The sequence below is a fragment of the Blautia sp. MB18-30 genome (genome assembly GCF_023669475.1).
Lineage (GTDB): Bacteria > Bacillota > Clostridia > Lachnospirales > Lachnospiraceae > Blautia_A > Blautia_A fusiformis.
Genome location: NZ_JAMOYY010000043.1, coordinates 1 through 24295 on the forward strand (window position 1 = coordinate 1; position 24295 = coordinate 24295).

Annotated in this window: 18 protein-coding genes, 1 tRNA gene, 1 rRNA gene and 1 pseudogene; 13 read left to right on the top strand and 8 right to left on the bottom strand. The window is 44.2% G+C overall.

What is annotated here, in order from left to right:
* Together NCY57_RS14305 and NCY57_RS14310 are read left to right on the top strand one after the other, a co-directional pair.
* Nucleotides 1-228 (top strand): 23S ribosomal RNA (locus tag NCY57_RS14305); the annotation flags it as partial.
* Nucleotides 229-515: 287 nt separating this feature from the next.
* Nucleotides 516-588: transfer RNA gene (locus tag NCY57_RS14310), tRNA-Asn, on the top strand.
* Nucleotides 589-693: 105 nt separating this feature from the next.
* Here the strand turns inward: NCY57_RS14310 and NCY57_RS14315 are convergent.
* Nucleotides 694-945 carry an RDAC family protein gene (locus NCY57_RS14315; RefSeq protein WP_021977951.1) on the bottom strand — a complete coding sequence of 84 codons (252 nt, stop codon included), beginning with the start codon at nt 943-945 and terminating at the stop codon, nt 694-696.
* Nucleotides 946-1178: 233 nt separating this feature from the next.
* Here NCY57_RS14315 and NCY57_RS14320 point away from each other — a divergent pair, with 233 nt between their 5' ends.
* The 8 genes and pseudogenes from NCY57_RS14320 to NCY57_RS14355 all read left to right on the top strand — a co-directional run bounded on the left by NCY57_RS14320 (nt 1179) and on the right by NCY57_RS14355 (nt 10311).
* A complete protein-coding gene (locus tag NCY57_RS14320; protein WP_021977952.1) occupies nt 1179-1763 on the top strand; it encodes an NUDIX hydrolase in 585 nt (194 codons plus the stop codon).
* Nucleotides 1760-2320 (top strand): flavin reductase family protein, encoded by a 561-nt coding sequence (locus tag NCY57_RS14325; RefSeq protein ID WP_173739665.1) that lies wholly within the window; start codon nt 1760-1762, stop codon nt 2318-2320. Before NCY57_RS14320 ends, NCY57_RS14325 begins: the two co-directional genes overlap by 4 nt.
* 459 nt (nt 2321-2779) lie before the next feature.
* Nucleotides 2780-3392: pseudogene (locus NCY57_RS14330) on the top strand (sugar O-acetyltransferase).
* A 193-nt stretch (nt 3393-3585) separates the two neighbouring features.
* Nucleotides 3586-4863, top strand: coding sequence for a [FeFe] hydrogenase H-cluster maturation GTPase HydF (gene hydF, locus NCY57_RS14335; RefSeq protein WP_173739666.1), 1278 nt, complete (start codon nt 3586-3588; stop codon nt 4861-4863).
* A gap of 430 nt (nt 4864-5293) precedes the next feature.
* Nucleotides 5294-5920 (top strand): TetR/AcrR family transcriptional regulator, encoded by a 627-nt coding sequence (locus tag NCY57_RS14340; RefSeq protein WP_021977956.1) that lies wholly within the window; start codon nt 5294-5296, stop codon nt 5918-5920.
* Nucleotides 5921-5986: 66 nt separating this feature from the next.
* On the top strand, nt 5987-7732 hold the full coding sequence (locus tag NCY57_RS14345; RefSeq protein ID WP_173739667.1) for an ABC transporter ATP-binding protein: 1746 nt from the start codon (nt 5987-5989) through the stop codon (nt 7730-7732).
* A 13-nt stretch (nt 7733-7745) separates the two neighbouring features.
* Nucleotides 7746-9473, top strand: coding sequence for an ABC transporter ATP-binding protein (locus tag NCY57_RS14350; protein ID WP_148448876.1), 1728 nt, complete (start codon nt 7746-7748; stop codon nt 9471-9473).
* Between the two features lie 151 nt (nt 9474-9624).
* Nucleotides 9625-10311, top strand: coding sequence for a hypothetical protein (locus NCY57_RS14355; protein WP_173739668.1), 687 nt, complete (start codon nt 9625-9627; stop codon nt 10309-10311).
* Between the two features lie 77 nt (nt 10312-10388).
* Here NCY57_RS14355 and NCY57_RS14360 read toward each other — a convergent pair whose 3' ends face one another.
* A complete protein-coding gene (locus tag NCY57_RS14360; protein ID WP_173739669.1) occupies nt 10389-12152 on the bottom strand; it encodes an ABC transporter ATP-binding protein in 1764 nt (587 codons plus the stop codon).
* A complete protein-coding gene (locus NCY57_RS14365) occupies nt 12149-13915 on the bottom strand; it encodes an ABC transporter ATP-binding protein (RefSeq protein ID WP_173739670.1) in 1767 nt (588 codons plus the stop codon). Before NCY57_RS14365 ends, NCY57_RS14360 begins: the two co-directional genes overlap by 4 nt.
* A gap of 295 nt (nt 13916-14210) precedes the next feature.
* Between NCY57_RS14365 and NCY57_RS14370 the strand changes: the two genes are divergently transcribed.
* Nucleotides 14211-15086 carry a LysR family transcriptional regulator gene (locus NCY57_RS14370; protein ID WP_021977962.1) on the top strand — a complete coding sequence of 292 codons (876 nt, stop codon included), beginning with the start codon at nt 14211-14213 and terminating at the stop codon, nt 15084-15086.
* 32 nt (nt 15087-15118) lie between these two features.
* On the opposite strand, the gene NCY57_RS14375 is transcribed toward NCY57_RS14370, so the two are convergent.
* Nucleotides 15119-17278, bottom strand: coding sequence for a SulP family inorganic anion transporter (locus NCY57_RS14375; protein WP_173739671.1), 2160 nt, complete (start codon nt 17276-17278; stop codon nt 15119-15121).
* Nucleotides 17279-17483: 205 nt separating this feature from the next.
* Here NCY57_RS14375 and mnmA point away from each other — a divergent pair, with 205 nt between their 5' ends.
* Both mnmA and NCY57_RS14385 read left to right on the top strand, forming a co-directional pair.
* A complete protein-coding gene (mnmA, locus tag NCY57_RS14380) occupies nt 17484-18572 on the top strand; it encodes a tRNA 2-thiouridine(34) synthase MnmA (RefSeq protein WP_022426126.1) in 1089 nt (362 codons plus the stop codon).
* A gap of 261 nt (nt 18573-18833) precedes the next feature.
* Nucleotides 18834-20141 carry an O-acetylhomoserine aminocarboxypropyltransferase/cysteine synthase family protein gene (locus NCY57_RS14385; RefSeq protein ID WP_015526804.1) on the top strand — a complete coding sequence of 436 codons (1308 nt, stop codon included), beginning with the start codon at nt 18834-18836 and terminating at the stop codon, nt 20139-20141.
* A 176-nt stretch (nt 20142-20317) separates the two neighbouring features.
* Here NCY57_RS14385 and NCY57_RS14390 read toward each other — a convergent pair whose 3' ends face one another.
* From NCY57_RS14390 to NCY57_RS14405, 4 genes are all read right to left on the bottom strand, one after another.
* On the bottom strand, nt 20318-21175 hold the full coding sequence (locus tag NCY57_RS14390; RefSeq protein WP_118609088.1) for a polysaccharide deacetylase family protein: 858 nt from the start codon (nt 21173-21175) through the stop codon (nt 20318-20320).
* Between the two features lie 548 nt (nt 21176-21723).
* Nucleotides 21724-22542 carry a sensor histidine kinase gene (locus tag NCY57_RS14395; RefSeq protein WP_118609087.1) on the bottom strand — a complete coding sequence of 273 codons (819 nt, stop codon included), beginning with the start codon at nt 22540-22542 and terminating at the stop codon, nt 21724-21726.
* Nucleotides 22539-23471, bottom strand: a complete 933-nt coding sequence (locus NCY57_RS14400) for a hypothetical protein (RefSeq protein WP_059086382.1) — start codon at nt 23469-23471, stop codon at nt 22539-22541. The genes NCY57_RS14395 and NCY57_RS14400 overlap by 4 nt, the downstream gene beginning before the upstream one ends.
* Nucleotides 23471-24196, bottom strand: coding sequence for a LytR/AlgR family response regulator transcription factor (locus tag NCY57_RS14405; RefSeq protein ID WP_059086381.1), 726 nt, complete (start codon nt 24194-24196; stop codon nt 23471-23473). The genes NCY57_RS14400 and NCY57_RS14405 overlap by 1 nt, the downstream gene beginning before the upstream one ends.
* Nucleotides 24197-24295: the final 99 nt, after the last annotated feature.

The following is a 24295-nucleotide window of genomic DNA, read 5'->3' on the forward strand; positions in this document are numbered from 1 at the left end:
GATGGACGGACCGCTGGTGGACCGGTTGGCTTGCCAAAGCCATGGCCGGGTAGCCAAGTCCGGAAGGGATAAACGCTGAAGGCATCTAAGCGTGAAGCCCCCCTCAAGATGAGATATCCCATTCTTATGAAGTAAACCCCCTTGAAGACGACGAGGTAGATAGGGCAGAGGTGGAAGTGTGGTAACACATGGAGCTGACTGTTACTAATCGGGTGAGGGCTTGACCAACCAGCCGAGGAAGCGGGCAAGGCAGGTAAGGGTCATACGGGAGCAAGCTTGCTTGTGGACGTATGAGCATTAGCTGACTTGAACATTTGCGAAGCAAATGACATCGAACGACGGAGTCGTGAGATGACCCCCGCTGGAGTAGCCTAAAAGAACAGGCGATGCAGCGCAAGCTGCGAGCCCGTGAAAAAAGGCAAATCGGCACGCAGGTTAAATTTGATTCAACAAAAACGATTAACCATCAACAAACACATGTATGTAGTTTTTAAGGTACAAACCTTAATAAATAATCCTCCTTAGCTCAGTCGGTAGAGCATGCGGCTGTTAACCGCAGTGTCGTTGGTTCGAGTCCAACAGGGGGAGTTTTTTTATGCCTGTAAACAGAGTGCTGTTTACAGGCATATTTATATTTTCACATAATATCTGTTTTAACTGAATCGGGCAAGTCTCCTGCGGGATGGCGAATCCTCAATCTGCAGACAAAATCCAGAAATTCAGTTTACTCTCATCATACTCGATCGAGGCTCTTTTTCCTGCAAAAAAATTCTCCAGAACCTGATACATTTCATCAAAATGTCCTTCACATGCACAATTCCCAAGCGGTTCGATCCAACAGGATTGTTTTCCACAAGCATCACGAAGATGAATGCGAAAATGAAGTCCCTGATCTTTAAGTAGTCCATTTAGTTCAATGATATCATTAAAAGAAATACAATACATAAAATCAACCTCCCGTCAAATAATTATTGTGGTTAGAAATATCATAGCAAAGAAAAGAAAAACAGGCAATACAGATGCCGGTTTTCCGACAACAGACTGGAAACTGTTTTCAAATCATGTTAAAATATATACTATAGTAAATTTTGTCAGTTCCCAGACATTTTGGTAATCAGATAAAAAATCATCTGATTCACTTAAGAATAATTATAAGAGAAAGAAGCAGACAGATAAGAATGGAAATATTTGATATCATAGATGAAAACGGAAATCCCACCGGAAAGACCGTAGAACGGAGCATTGCCCATGCAGAGGGAATCCGCCATCGCACTGCGCATATCTGGATCATCCGCCGGAAAAATGGAAGAACAGAGATCCTTCTTCAAAAAAGATCCAGAAACAAGGATTCTTTTCCAGGAAAATTTGATACTTCATCTGCAGGCCACATACAGGCAGGGGATGAACCGTTGGAATCAGCATTGCGGGAACTAAAGGAAGAACTGGGGATACATGCAGTGCCAGAAGATCTGCAGTTTGCAGGAAAATTCCCGATATCTTTTGCCAAAGAATTTCATGGAAAAATGTTCCGGGATGAAGAGATTGCCTTTGTTTATATCTACGATCATCCGGTAGAGATCGATCGTCTTACACTTCAGAAAGAAGAAGTAGAAGAGGTACAGTGGTTTGATCTGGAAGAAACGTATCAGCAGTGCAGACAGCACAGAGATAAATTCTGTGTTCCATTAGGAGGCCTGCAGCTTGTGCGGGAATTCATAAAAAATAACAACAATAACGAATATAAAGGAGAGAAACAGTCATGAGAAAAGATTTTGGTGCAAAACCTTATACCTATCCACAGCCAGTATTAATGATCGCCACATATGGCGAGGATGGCAAACCGGACGTTATGAATGCTGCCTGGGGCGGAATCAGTGATGATAAGGAAATTTCCATCTGCGTCAGCGAAAATCACAAAACAACCGAAAATATCCTGAAAAAAGGTGCTTTCACAGTGAGCATGGCAGATGTGGATCATATGACAGCCTGCGATTATGTGGGAATTGTTTCCGGAAACAAAGAGCCGGATAAATTTGCAAAAGCCGGATTTACAGCAGAAAAGTCCGAAAAAGTAGATGCCCCCATCATCAAAGAGCTTCCCATCTGTGTAGAATGTAAACTGAAAAGCTACGACAAAGAAACCTGCCGTCTGGTTGGTGAGATCGTAAATGTCAGCGTGGACGAACGTGTTCTGGACAAAAACGGAAATGTAGATGTAGCAAAAGCTGCACCAATCACGTTTGATCCGTTTAACAACGCATATATCCGTCTTGGCGAAAAGGTGGGCGATGCTTTTAAAGCTGGAGCTGCATTGAAATAAATAATATTTATGGAAACAAAAAAGTCTCTTTAAGAAGAAAGGATTGAAAAACCTGCCTTCTGGAAGAGACTTTTTTTATAATATTCCAAACTCTTTAACCAAATCAAGTAAGTCCCCTGCGGGGTTGCGAAAAGCAATAAGCAGTGGGTGGGGACTTGCTTGTATCAGGAGGAGTGCAAGCTCCTCCTGATAAACTGCGGAGCAGTTATTTGGTGTAGAGCCACGTAGCGAAGCGGATTGCGAATATCCGCTTGACATGCCTGGAAAATCCCGTCCTGATCATTACTTTTTGTTATAAAAGAAACAGCAGATGAAGCTACAGATCATATATGAACATAACAGATTCACGAAAAAACTTCGGATTATTCAGAAATTTCATGCTTGTATGTAAATATACGATATGATAACATAATCCATATATCATTTTTTGTAAAAAACATACAAAAAGGAGGAGCTGCCATGCGCCCAATGAGAGAAAAAATGCATACAGGAGAATTATATCTCCCTAATGACGATGAAATCTTTCAGGATCAGATCAGGAAACTGGACAGGCTTTATGATTTCAATATGACACGCCCTACACAGCTGGATAAAAGAAATGCTGAAAGAGATGTTTGCGGAGATTGGTGAAGATTGTTATATCGAGCCACCGCTTCACGCCAATATGGCAGGTGCATATGTCCATTTTGGAAAAAATGTCTATGCCAACTTTAACCTGACACTGGTAGATGACGGTCATATTTATGTTGGCGATTATACCATGATCGGTCCAAATGTGACCATCGTAACTGCGGGGCACCCGATCTTACCGGAGCTTCGTGAAAAAGGATATCAGTATAATATGGAAGTTCATATCGGTAAGAACTGCTGGCTGGGATCTGGAGTTGTTGTGTTACCGGGAGTTACTATTGGTGATAATGTTGTAGTTGGGGCCGGAAGTATAGTAACGAAGGATCTGCCTTCCAATGTGGTTGCAGTCGGTAATCCATGCAGGGTGCTGAGAGAAATGAATGAGCGGGATAAAGAATATTATTTTAAAGACAGAAAAATTGATTATTCTGAGATCGTTTAACCAAATCAAGTAAGTCCCCTGCTTCAATTGCGAAAAGCAATAAGCAGAGGGCAGGAACAGAGGCGTAAGCTTTTGCACATCAACAGATAATGCCGGGAGCAAAGGTCGAATGATCTTATGAAATATGAAACAGGTGGATGAGAACAGGAATGGATGAGGACCTGTCTGATGCTGAAAGAAAAGAGGAAAAATTATGGGAATGAATGAAACACCGTCAGCAGACCGTGTACATATCGGTTTTTTTGGCAGAAGAAATGCAGGAAAATCCAGTATTGTAAATAAAGTGACAGGTCAGGAACTTGCTGTGGTTTCCGATGTTAAAGGAACTACCACGGATCCGGTGAGCAAGGCCATGGAGCTGCTTCCAATGGGACCGGTTGTAATTATTGATACGCCGGGTATTGATGATGAAGGACATCTTGGAGAACTTCGAGTCCGAAAGGCAAAACAGGTACTGAACCGTGTGGATGTGGCAGTTCTTGTTGTGGATGCCACCCTTGGAAAAACCAGCGTGGATGAGGAACTGATCCACATTTTTAAAGAGAAGGAAATTCCGTACCTGGTTATATACAACAAATCGGATCTTCTGCCGGAGAACCGGAAAATAAGTGAGGATTCTCCGGAGAAAAAAGAGGGACTTTCCCATGAAAAACCAGATCAGAAAGCGGATACGATAACTCAGGAACCCTTTATTTACGCCAGTGCGGCTACAGGTCAGAACATCTACGAACTGAAAGAAAAGATCACCTCTCTGGCAGTAACCGATGATCTGAAATTACGTCTGGTAGGAGATCTTCTGGAGCCGTCAGACTTTGCGGTTCTTGTAGTACCGATTGATAAAGCCGCGCCAAAAGGCCGCCTGATCCTTCCGCAGCAGCAGACCATCCGTGATGTGCTGGAAGCCGGAGCAGCAGCCATTGTCATCAAAGAAAACGAACTTTCCAATACCCTGAAAACCCTGGGCAAGAAACCAAAACTTGTGATCACAGACAGCCAGGTTTTTGCAAAGGTCAGCAAAGAAACACCGGAGGATATCTGGCTTACTTCGTTTTCAATCCTGTTTGCCAGATTTAAGGGAAATCTGAAAACAGCGGCAGCCGGGGCAGCAGCCATTGACCGACTGAAAGACGGAGATAAAATCCTGATCTCTGAGGGATGCACCCATCATAGACAGTGTGATGATATCGGAACAGTCAAGCTTCCACGCTGGATCCGAAATTATACGGGGAAAGATCTGGAATTTGAGTATTCTTCAGGAAGAGATTTCCCGGAAGATGTGACGAAGTACAACTTGATCGTGCACTGCGGTGGATGTATGCTCAACGAGCGGGAAATGCGCTACCGTCAGAAATGTGCGTTGGACCAGGAAATCCCCATTACCAATTATGGAATTGCCATTGCTTACATGCAGGGAATCCTGAAACGATGTGTGGAAATGTTCCCGGATGTAAGAAAAGAGCTGGATGTTTAACCAAATCAAGTAAGTCCCCTGCTTCAATTGCGAAAAGCAATAAGCAGTGGGTGGGGACTTGCTTGTATCAGGAGGAGTTATTTGGTGTAGAGCTACGTAGCGAAGCGGATTGCGAATATCCGCTTGACGAAAAGTCTGTAAAAAAAGCCAGATGTTAAATACAACAGTGACATTAGGTTTCGGATGCGTAGAGAATTATGCTACGCTAATGATGGAACAGAAAGATATAGTAAATTTATGAAGCAGTTGTTTTTTGTACAGAATTGATTTCTGTGCAGAGAGCAGCTGCTTTTGGCATGCCATTCGTAAATCTGGAAATTTTTGAAAAAAGATAGTTTTATTTAACTTAACCAATTGACAAACAAAGAAAGTTATCTTAAAATAACATTGTTATTAAATAACGGCGTTATTGAATAAAGGAGACAATCATATGAGACCTGTAAATGAGAAACTGGCAGCAGATCTTCTGGAAGCAGGAAAGCAGGAATTTCTGGAAAAAGGATTTCAGGGAGCTTCCATGCGTGGGATCGCATCCAGACTGTCTGTGACCACAGGAGCACTGTACCGCTATTATACAGACAAGGAATCTCTGTTTGATGTACTGGTGGAAGAACCGGCCAGAGTGCTGGAAGAGAGATACCGGGCGATCCAGAGAAACTTTGCAGATCAGCCGGTGAAGGACCAGGTGCAGACACTTCCGGAGGTGTCTGATGAAGGTCATTCCTGGATGGTGGAATATATTTATGATCATTTTGATGCATTTAAACTGATCGTATGCTGTTCTGCAGGAACCCGTTATGAACATTATCTGGACGTACTCACAGAGATCGAGGTTAATTCCAGCATTGTCCTTATGGAAAAAATGAAAGAGGCGGGTTATCAGCCGGAAGAACTGGATGAGAATCTGATCCATATGGTGGCGAGCAGCATGTTTAACGGCATGTTTGAAACGGTACGTCACGATATGCCCAGGGAAAAAGCCATTTCCTATATGAACAGCCTGCGGGAATTTTATTCTGCCGGATGGTTCCGGTTACTGGGAATCAGCGGATCGTGACAAAGCAGAAGAGTGTAGTGGAAGTCAGTTTAATTATCTGATATCTGCAAAAAGGAGTTGATACATATGGAAAAAAAGAAAGAACCATCTCCAATATCCGTCGTATGGGGATGGGCAGAAAAATATCACAGTAAATTTTATGGTTCAGTAGTTCTGGCTGTACTTGGTGTGGCAGGAACCATGGCTGCGTATTTCAGTATTGCGGCGATGATACGCATTCTTCTGGAAAATGGAGATTTCAGCCAGTGCCTGCCATGGTGCGGTCTTCTTCTGATCGGTTATCTGGTGAAGTCTGTGGGTTCTGCATGGTCCACGTCCATGTCCCATACAGCAACCTACTATACTCTGCGGGATATCCGTAAAAAAATGCTGGCCAAGCTTTCCAGAGTGCCAATGGGAACCATTCTGGATACTCCATCCGGACAGTATAAAACAACCATCGTAGACCGTGTGGAAGGGATGGAGCCCACGCTGGCCCATCTGATCCCGGAGATGACAGCCAACCTTCTGGTACCGGTTGCCATTGCAGTATATATTTTTGCACTGGACTGGAGAATGGGATTTGCTTCCCTTGTCACAACTGTGATCGGTATGGCCATCATGAGCCAGAGCGGAAAAACCTATGCAGTCCGCTGGGAAGGAGCAGTTGCAGTAGGAAAACGTATGGCAAATGCCATCATCGAGTATGTAGGCGGGATCCAGGTAGTAAAAGCCTTCAGCCAGTCCGCCGGATCCTATAAAAAATATTCCGGAGCAGTGGAAGAGAACGCACAGTATTATGTGGACTGGATGCATGACAACCAGAAATATATGTCCACCATGCAGACCTGGACGCCGTCCGTCCTGATCACCGTGCTGCCTGTAGGACTTCTTCTGTGGTCTCACGGCAGCCTTTCCGCTTCGGATTTTTTCACCATTATTGTCCTTTCCATGGGATTTGCGGGCCCGTTTCTGGCGGCTTTGTCCTTTGTGGATGAGCTTGCCATTGTGGGTGCCAACGTAAAAGAAATCAACGGTATCCTGGACAGCCCGGAACTGAACCGTCCGGAGGGAAAAACTTCTCTTTCTGATGAGAAGATCTGTCTGAAACAGGTATCCTTCAGCTATGGTAACCAGGATGAAAAAGTGCTGAAAGGCGTAAACCTTACCATCAACCCGGGAACAGTTACCGCACTGGTCGGACCATCCGGTTCCGGAAAATCCACCATTGCAAAACTGATCGCAGGTTTCTGGGATGTAACCGAAGGAAACATTACCCTTGGGGGAAAAGATATCAAAGAGATCCCTCTGGATCAGCTGAATCAGGAGATCGCCTATGTTTCCCAGGATAATTACCTGTTTGACCGTACCATCCGTGACAATATCCGTATGGGAAAATTAAATGCCACAGATGCGGAAGTGGAGGCAGTGGCAAAAGCTGCCGGATGTGACGGTTTTATCCGGAAGCTGGATAAAGGATATGATACCATCTGCGGCGAAGGCGGCGGACATCTTTCCGGAGGAGAGAAGCAGCGGATCTCCATTGCAAGAGCCATGCTGAAAAACTCGAAGATCGTGATCCTGGATGAGGCCACCGCAAGCATTGACCCGGAAAATGAGGCCATGATCCAGAAGGCCATCTCCGCACTGACAAAAGGGAAGACACTGATCGTGATCGCGCACCGTCTGGGAACCATCACCGATGCGGACAACATTGTAGTGGTTCAGGATGGTCATATTGAGGCACAGGGAACCCATGAGCAGTTGAAAGAAAACTGCCCGCTGTACAGCAAGATGTGGAATTCCTATCTGGGTGTCCGCGACGTGGCATAAGGGGGAAAGAGAAATGATCCGGATATTAAAAGAAATCATCGCCTTTTCAGGCAAAAAGAAAAAACTTTTTACAAAAGCCATGATCGTTTCCTTTATCGGAGCGGTCTTTGGAGCACTGCAGTTTCTGGCGCTGATGATGACGCTGGATATCATCGTAGGTGGGAAAGAAGCACATATTCTTCCGGTATTTGCAGTAATGCTGATCTCCATGCTGGGAAGGCAGGCCTGCTTTTACTATGCGACCAATGCGGAGACAGAAACCGGATATTTTATGGCAGCAGAGAAAAGAGTCCATATCGGAGACCGTCTGCGCTATATCCCAATGGGATTTTTTAATGACAACAGCCTCGGAAATATCACAGCAGTTGTTACTACTACACTTTCGGATGTGGAAAACAATGCGTCCAGATGTCTGGTCATTGTGATCGGAGGATTTTTAAATACTCTGGCTTTCTGTCTGGCGCTGTTTGTGATCGATGTGCGTCTTGGAGTGATCGCTATTATTGGTATTCTGGTTTACCTTGCAGTAACAGAATGCTCCACGGCAGCAACCGCAAAAACAGGCCCTGGAAGACAGCAGGCGCAGGAAGGACTGGTAAAATCTGTTCTGGAATATGTGCAGGGCATGAGCGTGGTAAAATCCTATGGTCTGGAAAAAGATAACGATCAGGCAGCAGCCAGGGCAGTGGATGACAGCTGCAAAAAAGCGCTGGCTCTGACAAGATCTGTGACACCGTGGATCGGTATCCGACAGGTAACTGCAAAGGTATTTGGCGCGGCGCTGGCAGTGGCAAGTCTTGTATTTTATTACAGTGGAAGCCTGGATCTTTCCAGATGTATCCTGATGCTGATCGCTTCCTTTATGGTATATCAGGAGCTGGAAAATGCAGGAAATATGTCCGACAATCTGCAGATGCTTGGGGAATCCATGCGGAAAGCAAATTCTATTGATGACACACCGACGATGGATACCCACGGCAGTGAAATCCGTCCGGAAGATGCATCTGTGGAATTTAAAAACGTAAGTTTCTCTTATGGTGACCGTAAGATCCTGGATGGCGTTTCCATCCAGATCCCGGCAGGAAGCACCACTGCGGTAGTAGGACCTTCCGGCGGCGGAAAAACTACGCTCTGCAATCTGATCGCCAGATTCTGGGATGTACAGGGCGGAGAGATCCTGGTAGGCGGCCACAATGTAAAGGAATACAAGCTGGACAGCCTGATGAAAAATATTTCCATGGTATTCCAGGATGTATATCTTTTTAATGACACCATCGAAAATAACATCCGCTTCGGAAAACAGGATGCCACCCATGAGGAAGTGGTGGAAGCCGCAAAAGCTGCCTGCTGTCACGATTTTATCATGTCCCTTCCGGAGGGTTATGATACGGTTCTCGGAGAAGGTGGTGGAACTCTTTCCGGCGGCGAGAAACAGCGGATTTCCATTGCAAGAGCCATGCTGAAAGATGCGCCGATCATTATCCTGGATGAGGCAACTGCAAGTGTGGACCCGGAAAATGAGGCGGAGCTGCAGAAGGCAATCGATGTGCTGATTCATAACAAGACCATTATCATGATCGCCCACAGACTGAAAACAGTCCGAAATGCGGACCAGATCCTGGTATTAAACGGAGGAAAGATCACTCAGAGAGGAACCCACGAGGAACTTTCCGCCCAGAGCGGTCTTTATGCAGATTTTATCCATGCAAGAGAAGAGGCAGCCAGCTGGAAATTGGCGTAAAGAAGATTTGTGCCTGAGATAAAAATAAGGGGTATTGCCGGCAGTTCTTAATAACTGCCGGCAAAATACATTCAGGAGATGTTTACAATTCCGGGAGAAAGTGCTATATTACTAGAGTTTGTATTTTAAAAATATAGAGGAGTTGTAAATAATGATCGACCAGGCACTTGCACAGGCTCTGCAAAAAGAGATTCCGGTACTTACAGCCCAGATCCGCAGCCTTTATGCGGAATTTGATAAAAAATTTCATCTCAATGGAGCGAAGATCCCCATTACTTTTGGTATGGAGCCGGACCTTCTTGGATCGTATACAAGAGGCAGTTACCACGAAAAAGAGCATTTTCATTTTTCCCTGCTGTTTATCGGCTATGCGGTAAAAAATCCTCTGAAAAAAGAGGACAGGCTGGATCTTTACAAACATGAATATGCCCATTATATGCAGCATAATTTTCACATTCCCACAGAGTATCAGTGGCAGCACGGAACCCACGGAAGTGCCTGGAAATACTGCTGTTCCCTGACCGGCGCGGCGCCAACGCCATATTATAAGGCAGGGGAAGCCCTGATGAAACATGACTATGAGAAAAAACTCCGAAGCCCGATCCATGACCGGACAGTAACGGTGAGGGATACTTACCGGAGAAAACAGCAGCATGAAAATACCCGGAACAGCATTGTGCGCTATGAGATCGGAGAGGATGTGAGCCATCCGAAATTCGGAACCGGAAATATTGAGCATGTAGAACAGCTTCCAGGCTCTGTAAGGCTTCATATCCGTTTTGGAGAAGATCTGAAAGTGATCGACCAGAAGTGGCTCCTCCGGTCAAAATATAAATAGAACAAAATGGTATAAAAAAATCTCCGGCACAGAAAAACTGTGATCCGGAGATTTTTGAATTTTATAAATTTGATATTTTATTCAGAAACTTTCACAAACTGGCTGTTATAAAGATTCTGATAGAATCCGCCTTTTGCCATAAGTTCCTCATGATTTCCCTGCTCAATGATGCTTCCGTCTTTCATGACAAGGATCTCATCCGCATTACGGATGGTAGAGAGACGGTGGGCAACGATGAAGCTTGTTCTGCCCTGCATCATCCGGTCGAAAGCTTCCTGGATCAGCATTTCGGTTCGTGTATCAATGCTGGAGGTTGCCTCGTCAAGGATCAGCATTGGTGGCAGGCACAGCATGACACGGGTGATACAGAGAAGCTGTTTCTGTCCCTGGCTTAAGCTGTCTTCATAGAGAATGGTATCCAGGCCATTTGGAAGACGGCGGATAAATTCCCAGCTGTGGGACATTTTTGCTGCCTGGATCACTTCCTCATCAGAAGCATCCGGCTTTCCGATACAGATGTTGTCGCGGACAGTTCCATGTTTGATCCAAGTATCCTGGAGAACCATGCCATAGCTTCCGCGGAGGGCATGTCTGGAAACTTCGGTGATCGGTTTTCCGTCTACGGAGATACTTCCGCCGGTGACGTCGTAGAAACGCATTAGCAGGTTGATAAAAGTTGTCTTACCACAGCCGGTAGGACCTACGATGGCGATTCGTCGGCCAGGCTCTGTGTGAAGGTTAAATCCTTCAATGAGAGGTTTGTCCTCTTCGTAGCGGAAAGAAACATTCTGGATATCTACGGCACCTTTTACATCATCAAGAGTTCCGGACAGGTCCGGGCTTTCCGGTTTTTCTTCCAGAAGGTCAAAGATCCTGGTAGCGCAGGCCAGAGCGTTCTGAAGCTCTGTAATCACGGAGCTGATATCATTAAATGGTTTCATGTACTGGTTAGCATAGGCCAACAGGACGGAAAGCCCACCTACCGTCAGATGACCGCCCGGGATCAGGAATGCACCTACAAGAGCTACACCTGCATAGATGATGTTGTTGACACATCGTGTGGACGGGTTGGTGAGACTGCTGTAAAAAACAGCTTTCTGGCTGGCATTTCGAAGCTCCTCGTTGATCGAAGCGAAACGCTCCGAAGAACGGTTCTCATAGCCAAATGCCTGAACCACTTTCTGATTTCCGATCATTTCCTCGATCAGTGCAGTCTGACGTCCACGGGCATCACTCTGTGCACGGAACATCTGGAAGGAATGGGAGGAGATGAATTTTGCCACAAAAAAGCTCACCGGTGTCAGGACAATGACCATCAGTGTGATCCACACGTTTTTGGAAAACATGAAGATCAAAGTTCCGATGATGGTGATGATACCGGAAAACAGCTGTGTAAATCCAAGGAGCATACCATCGGAAAGAATATCTGTATCCGCAATGACACGGCTGATGATATCACCGGTGCTGTGTCCGTCCAGGTAGGACAGCGGAAGTTTCTGGATATGGCGGATGGATTTCGCGCGGATATCCTGTACTGTGCGGTAGGTCATACGGTTGTTGATGATGCTCATGATCCAGGTGGCAATACCGGAAAGCACGATCATGACAAGAATACGGGAAAGATAGAATCCCATTCTGCCAAAATCAACTTCATGGGCAGCAACCACCTCATCAATGGCATAGCCGAAAAGTACGGGAACATACAGCTGCAAAATTACGGTAACTGCGGCAAGGATTACACTTAAGACAAGAAGGAAACGGTATTTTCCGATAAAGCGGAGCACCTTGAAGAAGGTTGCCATGCTGTTTTTGTTCTGGGATTTTTTGTATGTTTTACTCATGCCAGGACCTCCTTTCCGGTTGCTTTTTCATATTTGATCCGTTCTTCCGGGAACTGTGAGAAAAAGATCTCACGGTAAGTTTCACAGGTGGAAACAAGCTCCTGGTGGGTTCCTTTTCCGGCGAGCTGGCCGTCGTCCAGTACCAGGATCAGATCGGCCTGACGGATACTGGCTGCTCTCTGGGATACCAGGAAAGTGGTGGTGTTTCCGCCAAGCTGGTGGAGAGATTTCCGAAGTGCCGCATCTGTGGCAAAGTCAAGAGCACTGGCACTGTCGTCCAGGATCAAGATCTCCGGCTTTTTCACAAGGGCGCGGGCAATGGTAAGTCTCTGGCGCTGGCCACCGGAAAGGTTCCGGCCGTTCTGTTCCAGCTTAAAATCCAGCTGGCCATCTTTTTTCTCCACAATCTCACGGGCCTGGGCAGTGGTAAGAGCCTCCCACATTTCCTCATCTGTGGCGTCTTCCCGTCCCCAGCTTAAGTTCTCGCGGATGGTTCCCTGAAAAAGTGCTGCCTTCTGAGGAACCACGCCGATTTTTTCCCGGAGCTCATTCTGAGAATAGGTCTGTACATTCTGGCCGTCCAGGGTAACGGTTCCGGAACTTGCGTCATAGAAACGTGCGATCAGATCCACAAGGGTGGATTTACCGCTTCCGGTACCGCCGATGATTCCGATGGTAGAGCCTTTTTTTGCGGAAAAAGTAATGTCCGAAAGGCTGGGCGCGCCGGTTCCTGCATAGGAGAAGGTCACATGGTCAAAAGCAACGGCACAGTCGTTCTTTGCAGCTACCGGTGCGGAAGTTTTCTTCGGGTAGGCCATGGTGGAATCTACTTTCAGGATTCCGGCAACACGGTCTGCACAGGCCATGGATTTGTTCAGGGTAATGATCAGGGAAGCAAGTTTGATCAGCTCCACGATCATCTGTGCCATGTAGTTGTAAAGGGCAACGACTTCACCCTGCTGCATGTTTCCCAGATTGACCTGTACACCTGCAGTCTGGATCAGGATTACGGTTGCGATATTGATTAGTACATAGGTGGCCGGATTTAAAAGTGCGGAGATTTTTCCCACAAATTCATTCAGTTTTGTGAGAGCAAGGTTGCTTTCGTCAAACTCTGCAACTGCGTGATCTTCCCGGCAGAATGCACGGATCACACGGACACCGGTCAGATTTTCTCTGGTAAGGCGTGTGACAGTATCCAGGCGTCCCTGTACTTTTTTAAAAAGAGGGATACTTAAGAACATGATCACAAAGACAACCAGGAACAGTACCGGGATGGCAACTACGAAGATCAGTGCACAGCGCACGTTGATGGTAAAGGCCATCACCATGGCACCGAAAACAATAAACGGGCTTCGAAGAAGAAGACGAAGGCCCATGTTTACACCGTTCTGTACCTGGTTTACGTCGTCGGTCAGACGGGTGATCAGGGTATCGGTTCCAAGGGTATCCAGCTCTGTATAGGAAAGCTTCTGGATATGGTCAAAAACTGCCTGACGTACTTCTGTGGCAAAACCTACGCTGGCTTTTGCTGCAAAAAACTGGGCTGTGATGCTGACTGCCAGTCCTGCGGCTGCCATCAGTATCAGGATAAAGAATTTCTGTACGATGTAGCCGTGATCGTTATGGGCAATACCCACATCAATGATCTGGGCGATGACGATAGGCACCAGCAGGTCAAACACAACTTCCAGAAACTTGAAAAAAGGAGCCAGAATGCTTTCTTTTTTGTAGTTTCGAAGATATTTTGCGAGTGTTCGCATTTCTTTTTCTTTCCTCCATTTCCTTTTTATTACAATAAACCTCTGTTATTATACTCCCTTAGGGATGATACGTATAATATTGTTTTTGATGTATTATAATATAAAATTTGTATTGAAGAAAACGTGAGTTTATGGGAAGATAATGATAGTATCTGCAAAAATGAAAAAATCATTAGTATGCAGATTGCAGATATCCGTTTGTTTGAACAGAGACAGAGCGTGTTTGATGTGGATCATCCGGGAACGGAATGCGGAAATTACAGAAATTATTATATGCAATTAAAAGGAGAAGGATATGGAGATCAGACAGTTGGAATATTTTCATGAGATTGCGGCAACGGGAAGTATCCATGAAGCTGCAAGAAGACTGAATATGTCCCAGCCGCCCTTAAGCTACCAGATCAAACAGCTGGAAGCAGAGCTGAATGTGAAGCTTTTTGAGCGGACCAGGGCAGGGGTGACACTGACAGAAGCGGGAAAGCTTCTTTATGACAGGACGGAGAATATTTTAAATTATGTCCGTTCCACAGAGCTGGAAGTATCCAAGGCAGGGAAAAAGCAGGTCTTACGTATCGGGATCACGCCCACCACAGTAACCACCATTATGCCTTATATTTCCAGATTTTCCAGGGAAAATTCCGATGTAAACTTTGAGGTGCGGGATGCCATTACCTTCACACTTCTGAACTATCTTATGGATGGGATCATTGATGTCTCTGTGGTGCGGACACCTATCAAGCTGGAGGGATTAAATTATCTGGAGCTTTCGGAAGAACCCATGATCGCAGTCCTTCCCCCGGCATTCCCGGAAAACAGGACAAAAAAAGAGGGCATCAGCCTTAAGAAACTGACTGGACGCCCTCTTATTATTTACCGGCGATACGAAGAATTTCTGATGAAAGCCTTTGGAGAAAAAAATCTCCAGCCGGATATTTTCTGTGTCTGCGACGATCCCAGAGATGCCATGCTCTGGGTGCAGGAAGGCCTTGCCACTGCCGTTTTTCCAAGATCCATGGAAGACCTCTGTACAGATCTTCCCATCCGGATCATCGAAGAAGAGAAGCTTACGACTAGGATCCTTCTTGCCTGGAAAAAAGACCGCAGGCCTTCTGCTGTGATGCAGGAATTTATCAATGTCTGTGAGGAATATGCGGGAAATCATGAAAGCTGATCATGGATCCGCAAAAGGAATGTGTGCAAAAATCAGTCTTTGAGATGTTCCTCTTTCCAGTGTTTCCACTTCTGAACGGCTTCCGGATTCTGTTTCTCCAGCCGTTCTTCCAGTTTCTTTCTGCGCTGTTCCAGCCGTTCCAGAACTTCCGGGTGTTCGGCCAGGATTTTTTCTTTTAGTTTGCCACGGCGTTTTTCCAGAAGCTGAAGGATCAGTCTCCGGTCGGAAGTCAGCTCTTCCGGCAGTTCGTCCATATGTAACTCAATCCTTCGGAGAAGTTCATCTTCATCCAGAAGCCCCAGGCCATGCCAGTTATTCAGAAGTTCTTCCAGACCTTCTTCGGAGAGACGTTCAATATCCGGGATCTGATGTAACTGTTCGATAATGTGATGGACAGATTCCTCGATCTCTTTTACTGCATCATCACCAAAAGCCCAGGCGAACTCTTCCAGGGTATTTTCTTCTTCTGCCGGGAGAAAGGCGATGCTGCGGCGGAGAAGTTTTGCCTCGTCCTCCTTTGGAACATCCAGTTCATAAGGAGCTTCGATCCCTGCGTCATGTAAGGCGGCAAGAATGGTACGGCGGACCATACCGTCCTTGATCATATGGCCGATGCCGAACTGACGCAGCTGGTCATTGATCTGGGTGGAATGCTCTGTGAGGTAAAAACGGATCCCACGTTTTTTCAGGCTTGCGGAGATGGCATCCAGACGGTCTGCTGCTGTGACATCAATGCTGTTGATAGCACTGGCATCTACGATCACTACCCTGGTGTCTTTTCGGATGCTGTTCTCAATATCTTCCTGAAAAATCTTTATATTTGCAAAAAACAGGTTTTCACTGAAACGGTAGATCACGACGCCCTTAATAGGGTAGGCGAAACGGTTTTTGGACAGATCAAAATAAGCGTCTCTTCCAGGAATCATACCACGGAAGGAGCGCGGCGGGTTGGTGGCCTTCAGGATCACAGCTACGAAAGAGAGCAGGATGCCGATGATAACGCCGTAGATCGTTCCAAGACAGAGCACGCTGAAACCGGCAGCCATAAAAATGTAAAATTCTGTGCGGCTCACCTTGAAAAGACGTACAGCCAGATGGGTTTCCACTACATCCATCAGAGCAGAGATCACAATGGCTGTCAACACAGGAACCGGAAGATATCCGATAAATCCGGTGCCAAAAAGAAGGATCAGAGCCATGGTGATCCCAGCAGTGATGGAAACTGCCTGAGATTTTCCTCCGTACTGTTCATTGAGGGAGGTACGGGAAATACTGCCGTTTACCGGACAGCATCCCACAGCGGCAGCCGCAATGTTTCCTGCTGCACAGGCCAGGATCTCCTGTCGGTCGTTCAGTTTATAGTCATTGCGAAAGGCGAAAGTGTTTTCTGCAAGAAGGGTTTCCGCCATAATGACAACGGCAACCATAAGGCCGCGGCCTGCTGCCTGGGTCAGATCAACATTTCCGAAATCCGGGATCACCAGGGAAGGGAGGCCGCGTTCTACAGACTGCAAAAGCACAACGCCCTTTTCATCCACATGAAAAACAACGGTGGAGAGAACACCCAGGGCCATGATCGCGATGGCCATGGGGAATTTCGGCGCCAGTTTTTTGAATATGCGGATCAGTATCAGCGCACCAAGTCCCATGCAGAGGGAAAGCCAGCTGATATTTTTTGCGGCAGCGAAGATATGTTCTGCCAGCTCCAGAAGTTCACCGGAACCTGCCGGGCTTCCCATCAGTTTCGGGATCTGCATCAGGATGATGGTGACTGCGATACCGCTGATAAAACCACCCATTACCGGTGTGGAGATGAAATCTACGATCTTATCCGCATGGAGCAGGAAGAACACAAACAGCCACAGGCCTGCAAAAAGTGCAATGGCAGGGACATAATCCATGGCAGCTTCCGATTCCGCGGCAATGCCAAGGGTAGACAGCGCGCCGCCTACAATGGCAGCAGGTGCCGCGTCAACGCCGAAGATAAACTGCCTTGAAGTGGAAAAGAGCGCAAACAGCAGGATTGGCAGAACAGAACCATACAGTCCGTATACCGCCGGAATTCCGGAAATCTGGGCATATCCCATGGAGATAGGAATGGAAACTGCGGCGATGATGATACCGGAAAAAATATCTTTGAGAAGGTATTCTTTCCGGTATCCCCGCAGCGTGGAAAACAGGGAAAGCTTCATATAGTCACATCCTTTTCTGAAAAATATTTTCTATTATATACCAAAGAGAGCCTGCGGGAAAGAAGCAAAGCAAAGGTTCCGGGTGAAAAATCGTGGACAAAGGATATCTGCCATATTATAATAAATGCGAAATTGCAGTAACCGTAAGAGAATACAGGCTGCAAAGCTGAGAAATCATCAATCATCAGGAAAGGTTAAGATATAAATGAAAAAAGCGATCATAGCAATGAGCGGCGGTGTAGACAGCTCCGTGGCAGCTCTTTTGACAAAGGAATCCGGTGACGAGTGCATCGGCGCTACCATGAAACTTTACAACAACGAAGATATCGGTGTCCACAGGGAAAAGACCTGCTGTTCCCTGGACGATGTTGAGGATGCCAGAAGCGTAGCCTATCAGATGGATATGCCTTATTACGTGTTTAATTTTACCGCAGATTTCCATACAGAGGTTATGGACAGGTTTGTAGATGCCTACGAAAACGGCTGCACCCCTAATCCATGTATCGACTGTAACCGATATCTGAAATTTGATAAAATGTTCCACCGTATGCAGGAGATCGGCTACGATTATATTGTAACCGGACATTATGCAAGAGTGGAGTACGATGAGAAACGGGACCGCTACCTTCTGAAAAAAGCAGTGGACGATACAAAGGATCAGTCATACGTTCTCTATATGCTGACCCAGGAACAGCTGGCACATGTAAAGCTTCCGCTTGGAGGTCTCCGGAAGGACCAGGTTCGTGTCATTGCCGAAAAACATGGCTTTATCAATGCCAGAAAGCATGACAGTCAGGATATCTGTTTTGTACCGGACGGCGATTATGCGAAATTTATTGAGAAGTACACAGGCAAAAAAACGCCGGAGGGTGATTTTGTAGATAAAGAGGGAAACTATATCGGACGTCATAAGGGAATCATCCATTATACGATCGGCCAGCGCCGTGGTCTTGGCATTCCGGCGGCCAGCCGTCTTTATGTCTGTGAGATCTCTCCGAAGACCAATACGGTAGTTCTCGGGGACAACGAAGATCTTTTCAGCAGTGAACTGGAGGCAGACAATGTAAATCTGATCTCTGTGGACAGCTTAACTGAGCCGAAAAGAGTGACTGCCAAGATCCGTTACCGTCACAAAGAGCAGCCTGCCACTGCATGGCAGACACCGGATGGCATCCTTCATGTGAAATTTGATGAACCGCAGAGAGCCATCACAAAAGGCCAGGCTGTAGTGATGTATGACGGAGATGAGGTTGTAGGCGGTGGCGTTATAAATAAAATCTATAGCCAGTCATAAATAAAGGTGAGAACCTAAATAGATAAACCCCATTGACATACTAGGAAAAGGGTGATATGATTGCATCATCAAAAAACGGAGCACACAAAACAAGGTGAGCAACGTGATGATCAGGAGGAAATCATGAAGGTTTTACAGAAGTCAACAAAGGTGTTTATCGAAGAAAAGCGAATGTGTTGTTGTCGCTGATAAGCAGATGATTATAAGATAAGAAATTACTATTTTACCGAATATAAGAATAAAAGAAAAGAGGACAAACACATGAGCAAAATTACAAGAGATCAGAGAAAATTCAAATTTGAGACATTACAGCTTCACGTAGGACAGGAACAGCCGGATCCGGTTACAGATGCAAGAGCAGTACCGATCTACCAGACTTCTTCCTATGTATTCCGCAACTGCGATCATGCAGCAGCACGTTTCGGACTTGCAGATGCCGGTAACATTTACGGACGTCTTACAAACCCGACAGAGGACGTATTCGAGAAGAGGATCGCAGCACTTGAGGGTGGTTCGGCAGCACTTGCAGTAGCATCCGGTGCAGCAGCTATCACATACACGATCGAGAACCTTGCACAGCAGGGAGATCACATTGTAGCAGCCAAAAATATTTACGGCGGTACAACAAACCTTCTGGAGCATACGCTTCCGGCATACGGAATCACAACAACATTTGTTGATGTATTTAATCTCGAGGAAGTGGAGAATGCGATCCAGGAGAACACAAAAGCTGTTTATATTGAGACTCTTGGAAACCCAAATTCTGATGTTGTAGATATTGAGGCTCTTGCAAAAATCGCTCACAAACATAAAATTCCGCTTGTTGTAGATAATACATTTGCAACACCATACCTCGTAAGACCGATTGAGTACGGCGCAGATATCGTTGTTCATTCCGCAACAAAATTCATCGGTGGCCACGGAACTACTATTGGTGGTGTGATCGTAGAGAGTGGTAAGTTCGACTGGGAGGCATCCGGTAAATTTGCATCTCTTACAGAGCCAAATCCAAGCTATCACGGCGTAAGCTTCACAAAGGCATGCGGACCGGCTGCATTTGTTACAAAGATCCGTGCGATCCTTCTCCGTGATACAGGAGCAACAATTTCTCCGGTAAGCTCCTTCATCTTCCTTCAGGGACTTGAGACACTGTCTCTTCGTGTAGAGCGTCATGTTGAGAACGCACTGAAGGTTGTACAGTATCTGAATGATCATCCGCAGGTAGAGAAGGTTCATCATCCGTCTGTGTCCACAGATCCAAGCCAGCAGGAGCTTTATAAGAAATATTTCCCTAACGGTGGTGGCTCCATCTTTACATTCGAGATCAAGGGAGACGCACAGAAGGCAAAGGATTTCATTGATAACCTTGAGCTGTTCTCACTTCTTGCAAACGTTGCAGATGTGAAATCCCTTGTTATCCATCCGGCTACTACAACACACAGCCAGTGCACAGAGGAAGAGCTTCTTGATCAGGGAATCAAGCCAAACACGATCCGTCTTTCCATCGGAACTGAGAATATCGATGACATCATCCAGGATCTTGATGAGGCATTCAAGGCTGTCCAGTAAATACGACAATTAAATAAGAAGAACACCTTCTATAATCAATAGCACAGAAAAATCTGCTTCGGAACATATGAGAACATAGTCCCGGGGCAGATTTTTTGTGCGCTTATCTGGAAAATCCAAAAGCGGGAAGATCCGTGTTGATGGTACTGAGAATGCATGGATCATGTGTGCTTTTTTCAGGCGGATTCCGATGTCACAAGTTCTTCTAATGTTCCGAAGGTATATCCCATCTCTTCCCATTTTGTCAGCAGCTCATCCAGGATGGATGCATTGGTGGAAGAGGTGCTATGCAGCAGCACGATGGCACCCGGATGGATCCGTCCCAGAAGCTTTTCAAAAGCTTCTTCTTTTGAAGGCTGATTATCCTGATACCAGTCCACATAGGCCAGACTCCAGAAAAAGGTGTGATATCCCAGCTCTTTTGCCATCTCTAAATTTTCCGTGCTGTAGATGCCCTGGGGCGGCCGGTAAAATTTTGTCATTTCTTTTCCGGTGGCTTCCTTATAAAGGGCCTCCACATCCTCAAGCTGTTTCTGAAAGGCGTCCTTTGTGGAGATACCGGACATATCCGGGTGTGTCATGGTGTGGTTTCCTACGGTATGGCCTGCATCTACGATCTCACGGATCAGTTCCGGTTTTTCCCGGATCAGGGTTCCCACAACAAAAAATGTGGCATGCACCTGGTGCTTATGTAAGGCATTCAGAATGGCAGGCATATTTCCATTGTCATAGCCTGCGTCAAAGGTAAGATAGATTTTTTTCTCATCGGTATCGGCTGCATACCAGGCATTGTATTTTTTCAATTCTTCAATAGAAGCATTTCCTGTGGGCTGTTTGCCTTCTTCCTGAAAACCAAGCCCCCAGTTCTCGTTTTGGAATGTCATAGAGACAGAAGAGGCCTGGCTGTTTTCAGCAGAATCCTGGTCGGACTGTGAGCCGGAAATAAAATGAGAATAGATCTTTCCTGCAAGACTGCCAAGAGCAAAAGCCATGACAAAGAAAAAAATAAGACGGTAGATGTGTTTTTGTTTCATGGGAACCTCAGAGAAAATGGAGTTATTAATATGTTTATGAACACAAAGAAGAAGATATGAAAGCAGAAGATCATGAGATCATGCCTGTGAGACAGAGGTCAAAATAAGCAAAAAATAAGAGTCATCAGCGATTGATCTCTTCTGCCGATGACTCTTTTAATTTTCATTATCCAATGGAATATACCTCTCATTTCTTAGATTTAAAACTTATACGGAATTAAAATTTACGTTCTCGGTGGTCCGTACCTCCTTGTTTTAATTATGATGGAAAATCTTTAAATCTTCTGGTGGACTGTACCTCTCTTTCTTAGATTATGGGAAGTAAGTTATGTTTTCGGTGGGTTCACGCTCCTTTTTGATTTAGTTTTTTGTTTTCCGTTTGTTTTATTTGATGGTTAAACTATAACAGATAAAATAGATATTGTCAATACTAAAATTGAAAAATAATAAAAATAAATTTAAAAAGAAAAATAATAACAGCCATACATGCAAAATAATCAGATAATATTAAAGCGTCAACAATACAGGAAAAATAAATAGATGTTTTATTAATAGCGCAAAAGAATGACAGATTCAAAAGTATTTCCATAGTCATGCCATTGCCAGCTTCCGTCATATTTGTGGCAGATATCTTCAATAATAGAAAGTCCTAATCCGTGATTAAAAGAATCTTTTTTTGTAGTAGTATGGTCAAATACCGTTTGCGGATTTTTGCTATTTTTAACCAGGATAGAAATAAATCCTTTAGAGGTTGTCAAGGACAGGGAAAGATATGGTTCCGCAGATTCAGAAGAACGGCATGCTTCAATAGCATTATCTAATATGTTAAATAAAACACTGCATAAATCTGAGGACTGAATATTTGATTTTTCAGGAAGAAAAATCTTGTAGTCTGTATGGATACCTAAATGCTGAGCAAACAGTCGTTTGGATTCCAGAATGGCAAGAATAAGATTATCTTCGCAATAAGGATGAAAGCGGTCACGCTGGAAAGCTTCAAGGACCTCGTAAACGAGTTTCTGTGCATTTTCGCAATCATTTTCATGCAGAAGTTTTTGTATTGACTGGAGATTTTTTGAAAATTGTTTCTGGGCTTTAAGTGAGGTGGCTTCCTGTTGATTCATTAATAGCAGATGTTCAGAGTTTAAAAGTTGTTGCTTTTTTAACAGATTAAGCTCTGCTTCTACTTTTTCGCTTGTAAAAAGTTGCATTAAAAGCTGATATAAATTGTAACATAAGATAGTTGCAGTCAGACAGGTCAGTAAAAAAAATGAATTCAAATATTGTCCGGTATAAGTAGACAGAAGATAAAATATTTGAAAAAAAGCTAAAGATATAATAAAAATTATTTTTTGTTTAAAAGTCATAATATGGAATCCTCCTGATTGAGTGATTTACAGACTGATGTATGATTATTATGGTCTATGTTATTGCTTAACACAGAATTACAATATTTTTCTGCTGCATCTGTTTTTTTCATATCTATAAGATAAGCTAACGAAAACAGATGGTTTTCTATATCATGATTCCATTTGCGGATTTTAATGTATTCTTGTTTCATTTCTTCTGATACTTCCATTTGTTTTTTCAGTAATTCCATTTTATGGAGATTCTGTTTGAAATTTATCTGCTCTTGTTCTAAGGATTTAAGACCATGTATAAATAACAGAAAACTTATACAGCAGCAAGTGATATATAAAATAACAGGAATAAACTGGTTGCTGAATTTATAATGCTGTAGGAATTCTGTTGCAATCATGGGCAGGAAAATAGGAAGAATAATAAACAGCAGTAAAGTAAACTTCAGATAATTTATACATTCCCGTAAAAGAGAGAAAACATTTTTATAAAATAGATAAGCAAAAGAAAAAATGAGCAATTGTATGATCAGCTTTTCATGGAAAGTGCATAGAGAATAAATATTTATTGCAGTATATGTATGCTGGTGAATAAACCGGTTGTAAATTTGTATGTAAATATTCAGTGCCAGAAGTTCAGTTAATATACTGGTAAAAAGAATGATAAAGTAAGCTATCAGCTTTTTTTTAAAGGAGCCTCTGAATAAAGAAAAAAGATTCAGAAACATGACTATTTGTGTTAACATCGTCATTTCGTTATTGTGCCCATATACTTTGATCATATGAAAAGAAGACAGTAAAACAAAACAAACTAAAATATGGACAAAAGCTTTCGCTTTTGAACTTATTCGTCTGGGAAAAAGCTGCATGAAACAATATACAGGCATAGTTGAATGATATGCAGCAATAAGCATTGCAAATAACAGGTTTTTTAACATTACAGAACCTCACTTGAATTTTGGAGTAACAATTGTGCAAAGGCATCTTTAGTTGCCTGGTAATAGTTTCGGCTTACAGGAATATGGGTTCCATCAGAAAGTTCAATGCCAGCATGGCTGAAAGTATGTATGGTATTTATGTTGACCGCAAAACTTTTATGACATATACAAAAATCAGGTTTTAATTGTTCGATAAGAATCGGAATTTTTTCACGACAATAGTAAATCTGCGATTTGGTATGTATTTCAGTATTTCGTAGTTTTCGCTCCATATAAAAAATATCGGATCGAAGGAGACGGTAATCTCGGGACTGATAATTAAAACAAAAATACTGTTGACGGAGTTTATTCAGTTTGCGGCAGGAAGCAGAAAGTGCTTTAGGAAGATATTCTTCCATTTGCTGTTTATAAACAAAATAAATATGATCTGTTTCATAAACAGAAGATGCATATTGCAGATATTGGCTGATAAAAATTATCTGTGTATTCGGATTTAATAAATTGATTCTCTGAGCAAGTTTGATTCCAGACACAGATTCAGATCCAAGTTCAATATCCATGAGAATAATATGATAAGGGCATTGTTCATTGGATATTTGATTGAGAAAATCAGTGGCCGAAGAAAAGGTATCAATTTCGACTGGAATTTCAAGAGAAGAACAGGATAATGTATGAATTTGTCTGCATTGAATGTCATTATCTTCACATATTGCGAGTTTCAGCATAGAAATCTCTCCTTGAAATAAGTGATTTTGAAAGTATTATAACACAATTTTTCAATTGATAGTAAAAATTCAAGTAAAAAATCTATGACAAATGAAAAA

Excerpts from the sequence above, each read along its gene's own strand:
- NCY57_RS14320 (WP_021977952.1), top strand. The coding sequence starts at position 1,179 with ATGGAAATATTTGATATCATAGATGAAAACGGAAATCCCACCGGAAAG.
- NCY57_RS14340 (WP_021977956.1), top strand. The coding sequence starts at position 5,294 with ATGAGACCTGTAAATGAGAAACTGGCAGCAGATCTTCTGGAAGCAGGA.
- NCY57_RS14405 (WP_059086381.1), bottom strand. The coding sequence starts at position 24,196 with ATGCTGAAACTCGCAATATGTGAAGATAATGACATTCAATGCAGACAA.
- NCY57_RS14365 (WP_173739670.1), bottom strand. The coding sequence starts at position 13,915 with ATGCGAACACTCGCAAAATATCTTCGAAACTACAAAAAAGAAAGCATT.
- NCY57_RS14400 (WP_059086382.1), bottom strand. The coding sequence starts at position 23,471 with ATGTTAAAAAACCTGTTATTTGCAATGCTTATTGCTGCATATCATTCA.
- NCY57_RS14375 (WP_173739671.1), bottom strand. The coding sequence starts at position 17,278 with ATGAAGCTTTCCCTGTTTTCCACGCTGCGGGGATACCGGAAAGAATAC.
- NCY57_RS14315 (WP_021977951.1), bottom strand. The coding sequence starts at position 945 with ATGTATTGTATTTCTTTTAATGATATCATTGAACTAAATGGACTACTT.
- NCY57_RS14395 (WP_118609087.1), bottom strand. The coding sequence starts at position 22,542 with ATGACTTTTAAACAAAAAATAATTTTTATTATATCTTTAGCTTTTTTT.
- NCY57_RS14325 (WP_173739665.1), top strand. The coding sequence starts at position 1,760 with ATGAGAAAAGATTTTGGTGCAAAACCTTATACCTATCCACAGCCAGTA.
- NCY57_RS14345 (WP_173739667.1), top strand. The coding sequence starts at position 5,987 with ATGGAAAAAAAGAAAGAACCATCTCCAATATCCGTCGTATGGGGATGG.
- NCY57_RS14370 (WP_021977962.1), top strand. The coding sequence starts at position 14,211 with ATGGAGATCAGACAGTTGGAATATTTTCATGAGATTGCGGCAACGGGA.
- NCY57_RS14390 (WP_118609088.1), bottom strand. The coding sequence starts at position 21,175 with ATGAAACAAAAACACATCTACCGTCTTATTTTTTTCTTTGTCATGGCT.
- NCY57_RS14360 (WP_173739669.1), bottom strand. The coding sequence starts at position 12,152 with ATGAGTAAAACATACAAAAAATCCCAGAACAAAAACAGCATGGCAACC.
- NCY57_RS14355 (WP_173739668.1), top strand. The coding sequence starts at position 9,625 with ATGATCGACCAGGCACTTGCACAGGCTCTGCAAAAAGAGATTCCGGTA.
- NCY57_RS14385 (WP_015526804.1), top strand. The coding sequence starts at position 18,834 with ATGAGCAAAATTACAAGAGATCAGAGAAAATTCAAATTTGAGACATTA.
- NCY57_RS14350 (WP_148448876.1), top strand. The coding sequence starts at position 7,746 with ATGATCCGGATATTAAAAGAAATCATCGCCTTTTCAGGCAAAAAGAAA.
- mnmA (WP_022426126.1), top strand. The coding sequence starts at position 17,484 with ATGAAAAAAGCGATCATAGCAATGAGCGGCGGTGTAGACAGCTCCGTG.
- hydF (WP_173739666.1), top strand. The coding sequence starts at position 3,586 with ATGGGAATGAATGAAACACCGTCAGCAGACCGTGTACATATCGGTTTT.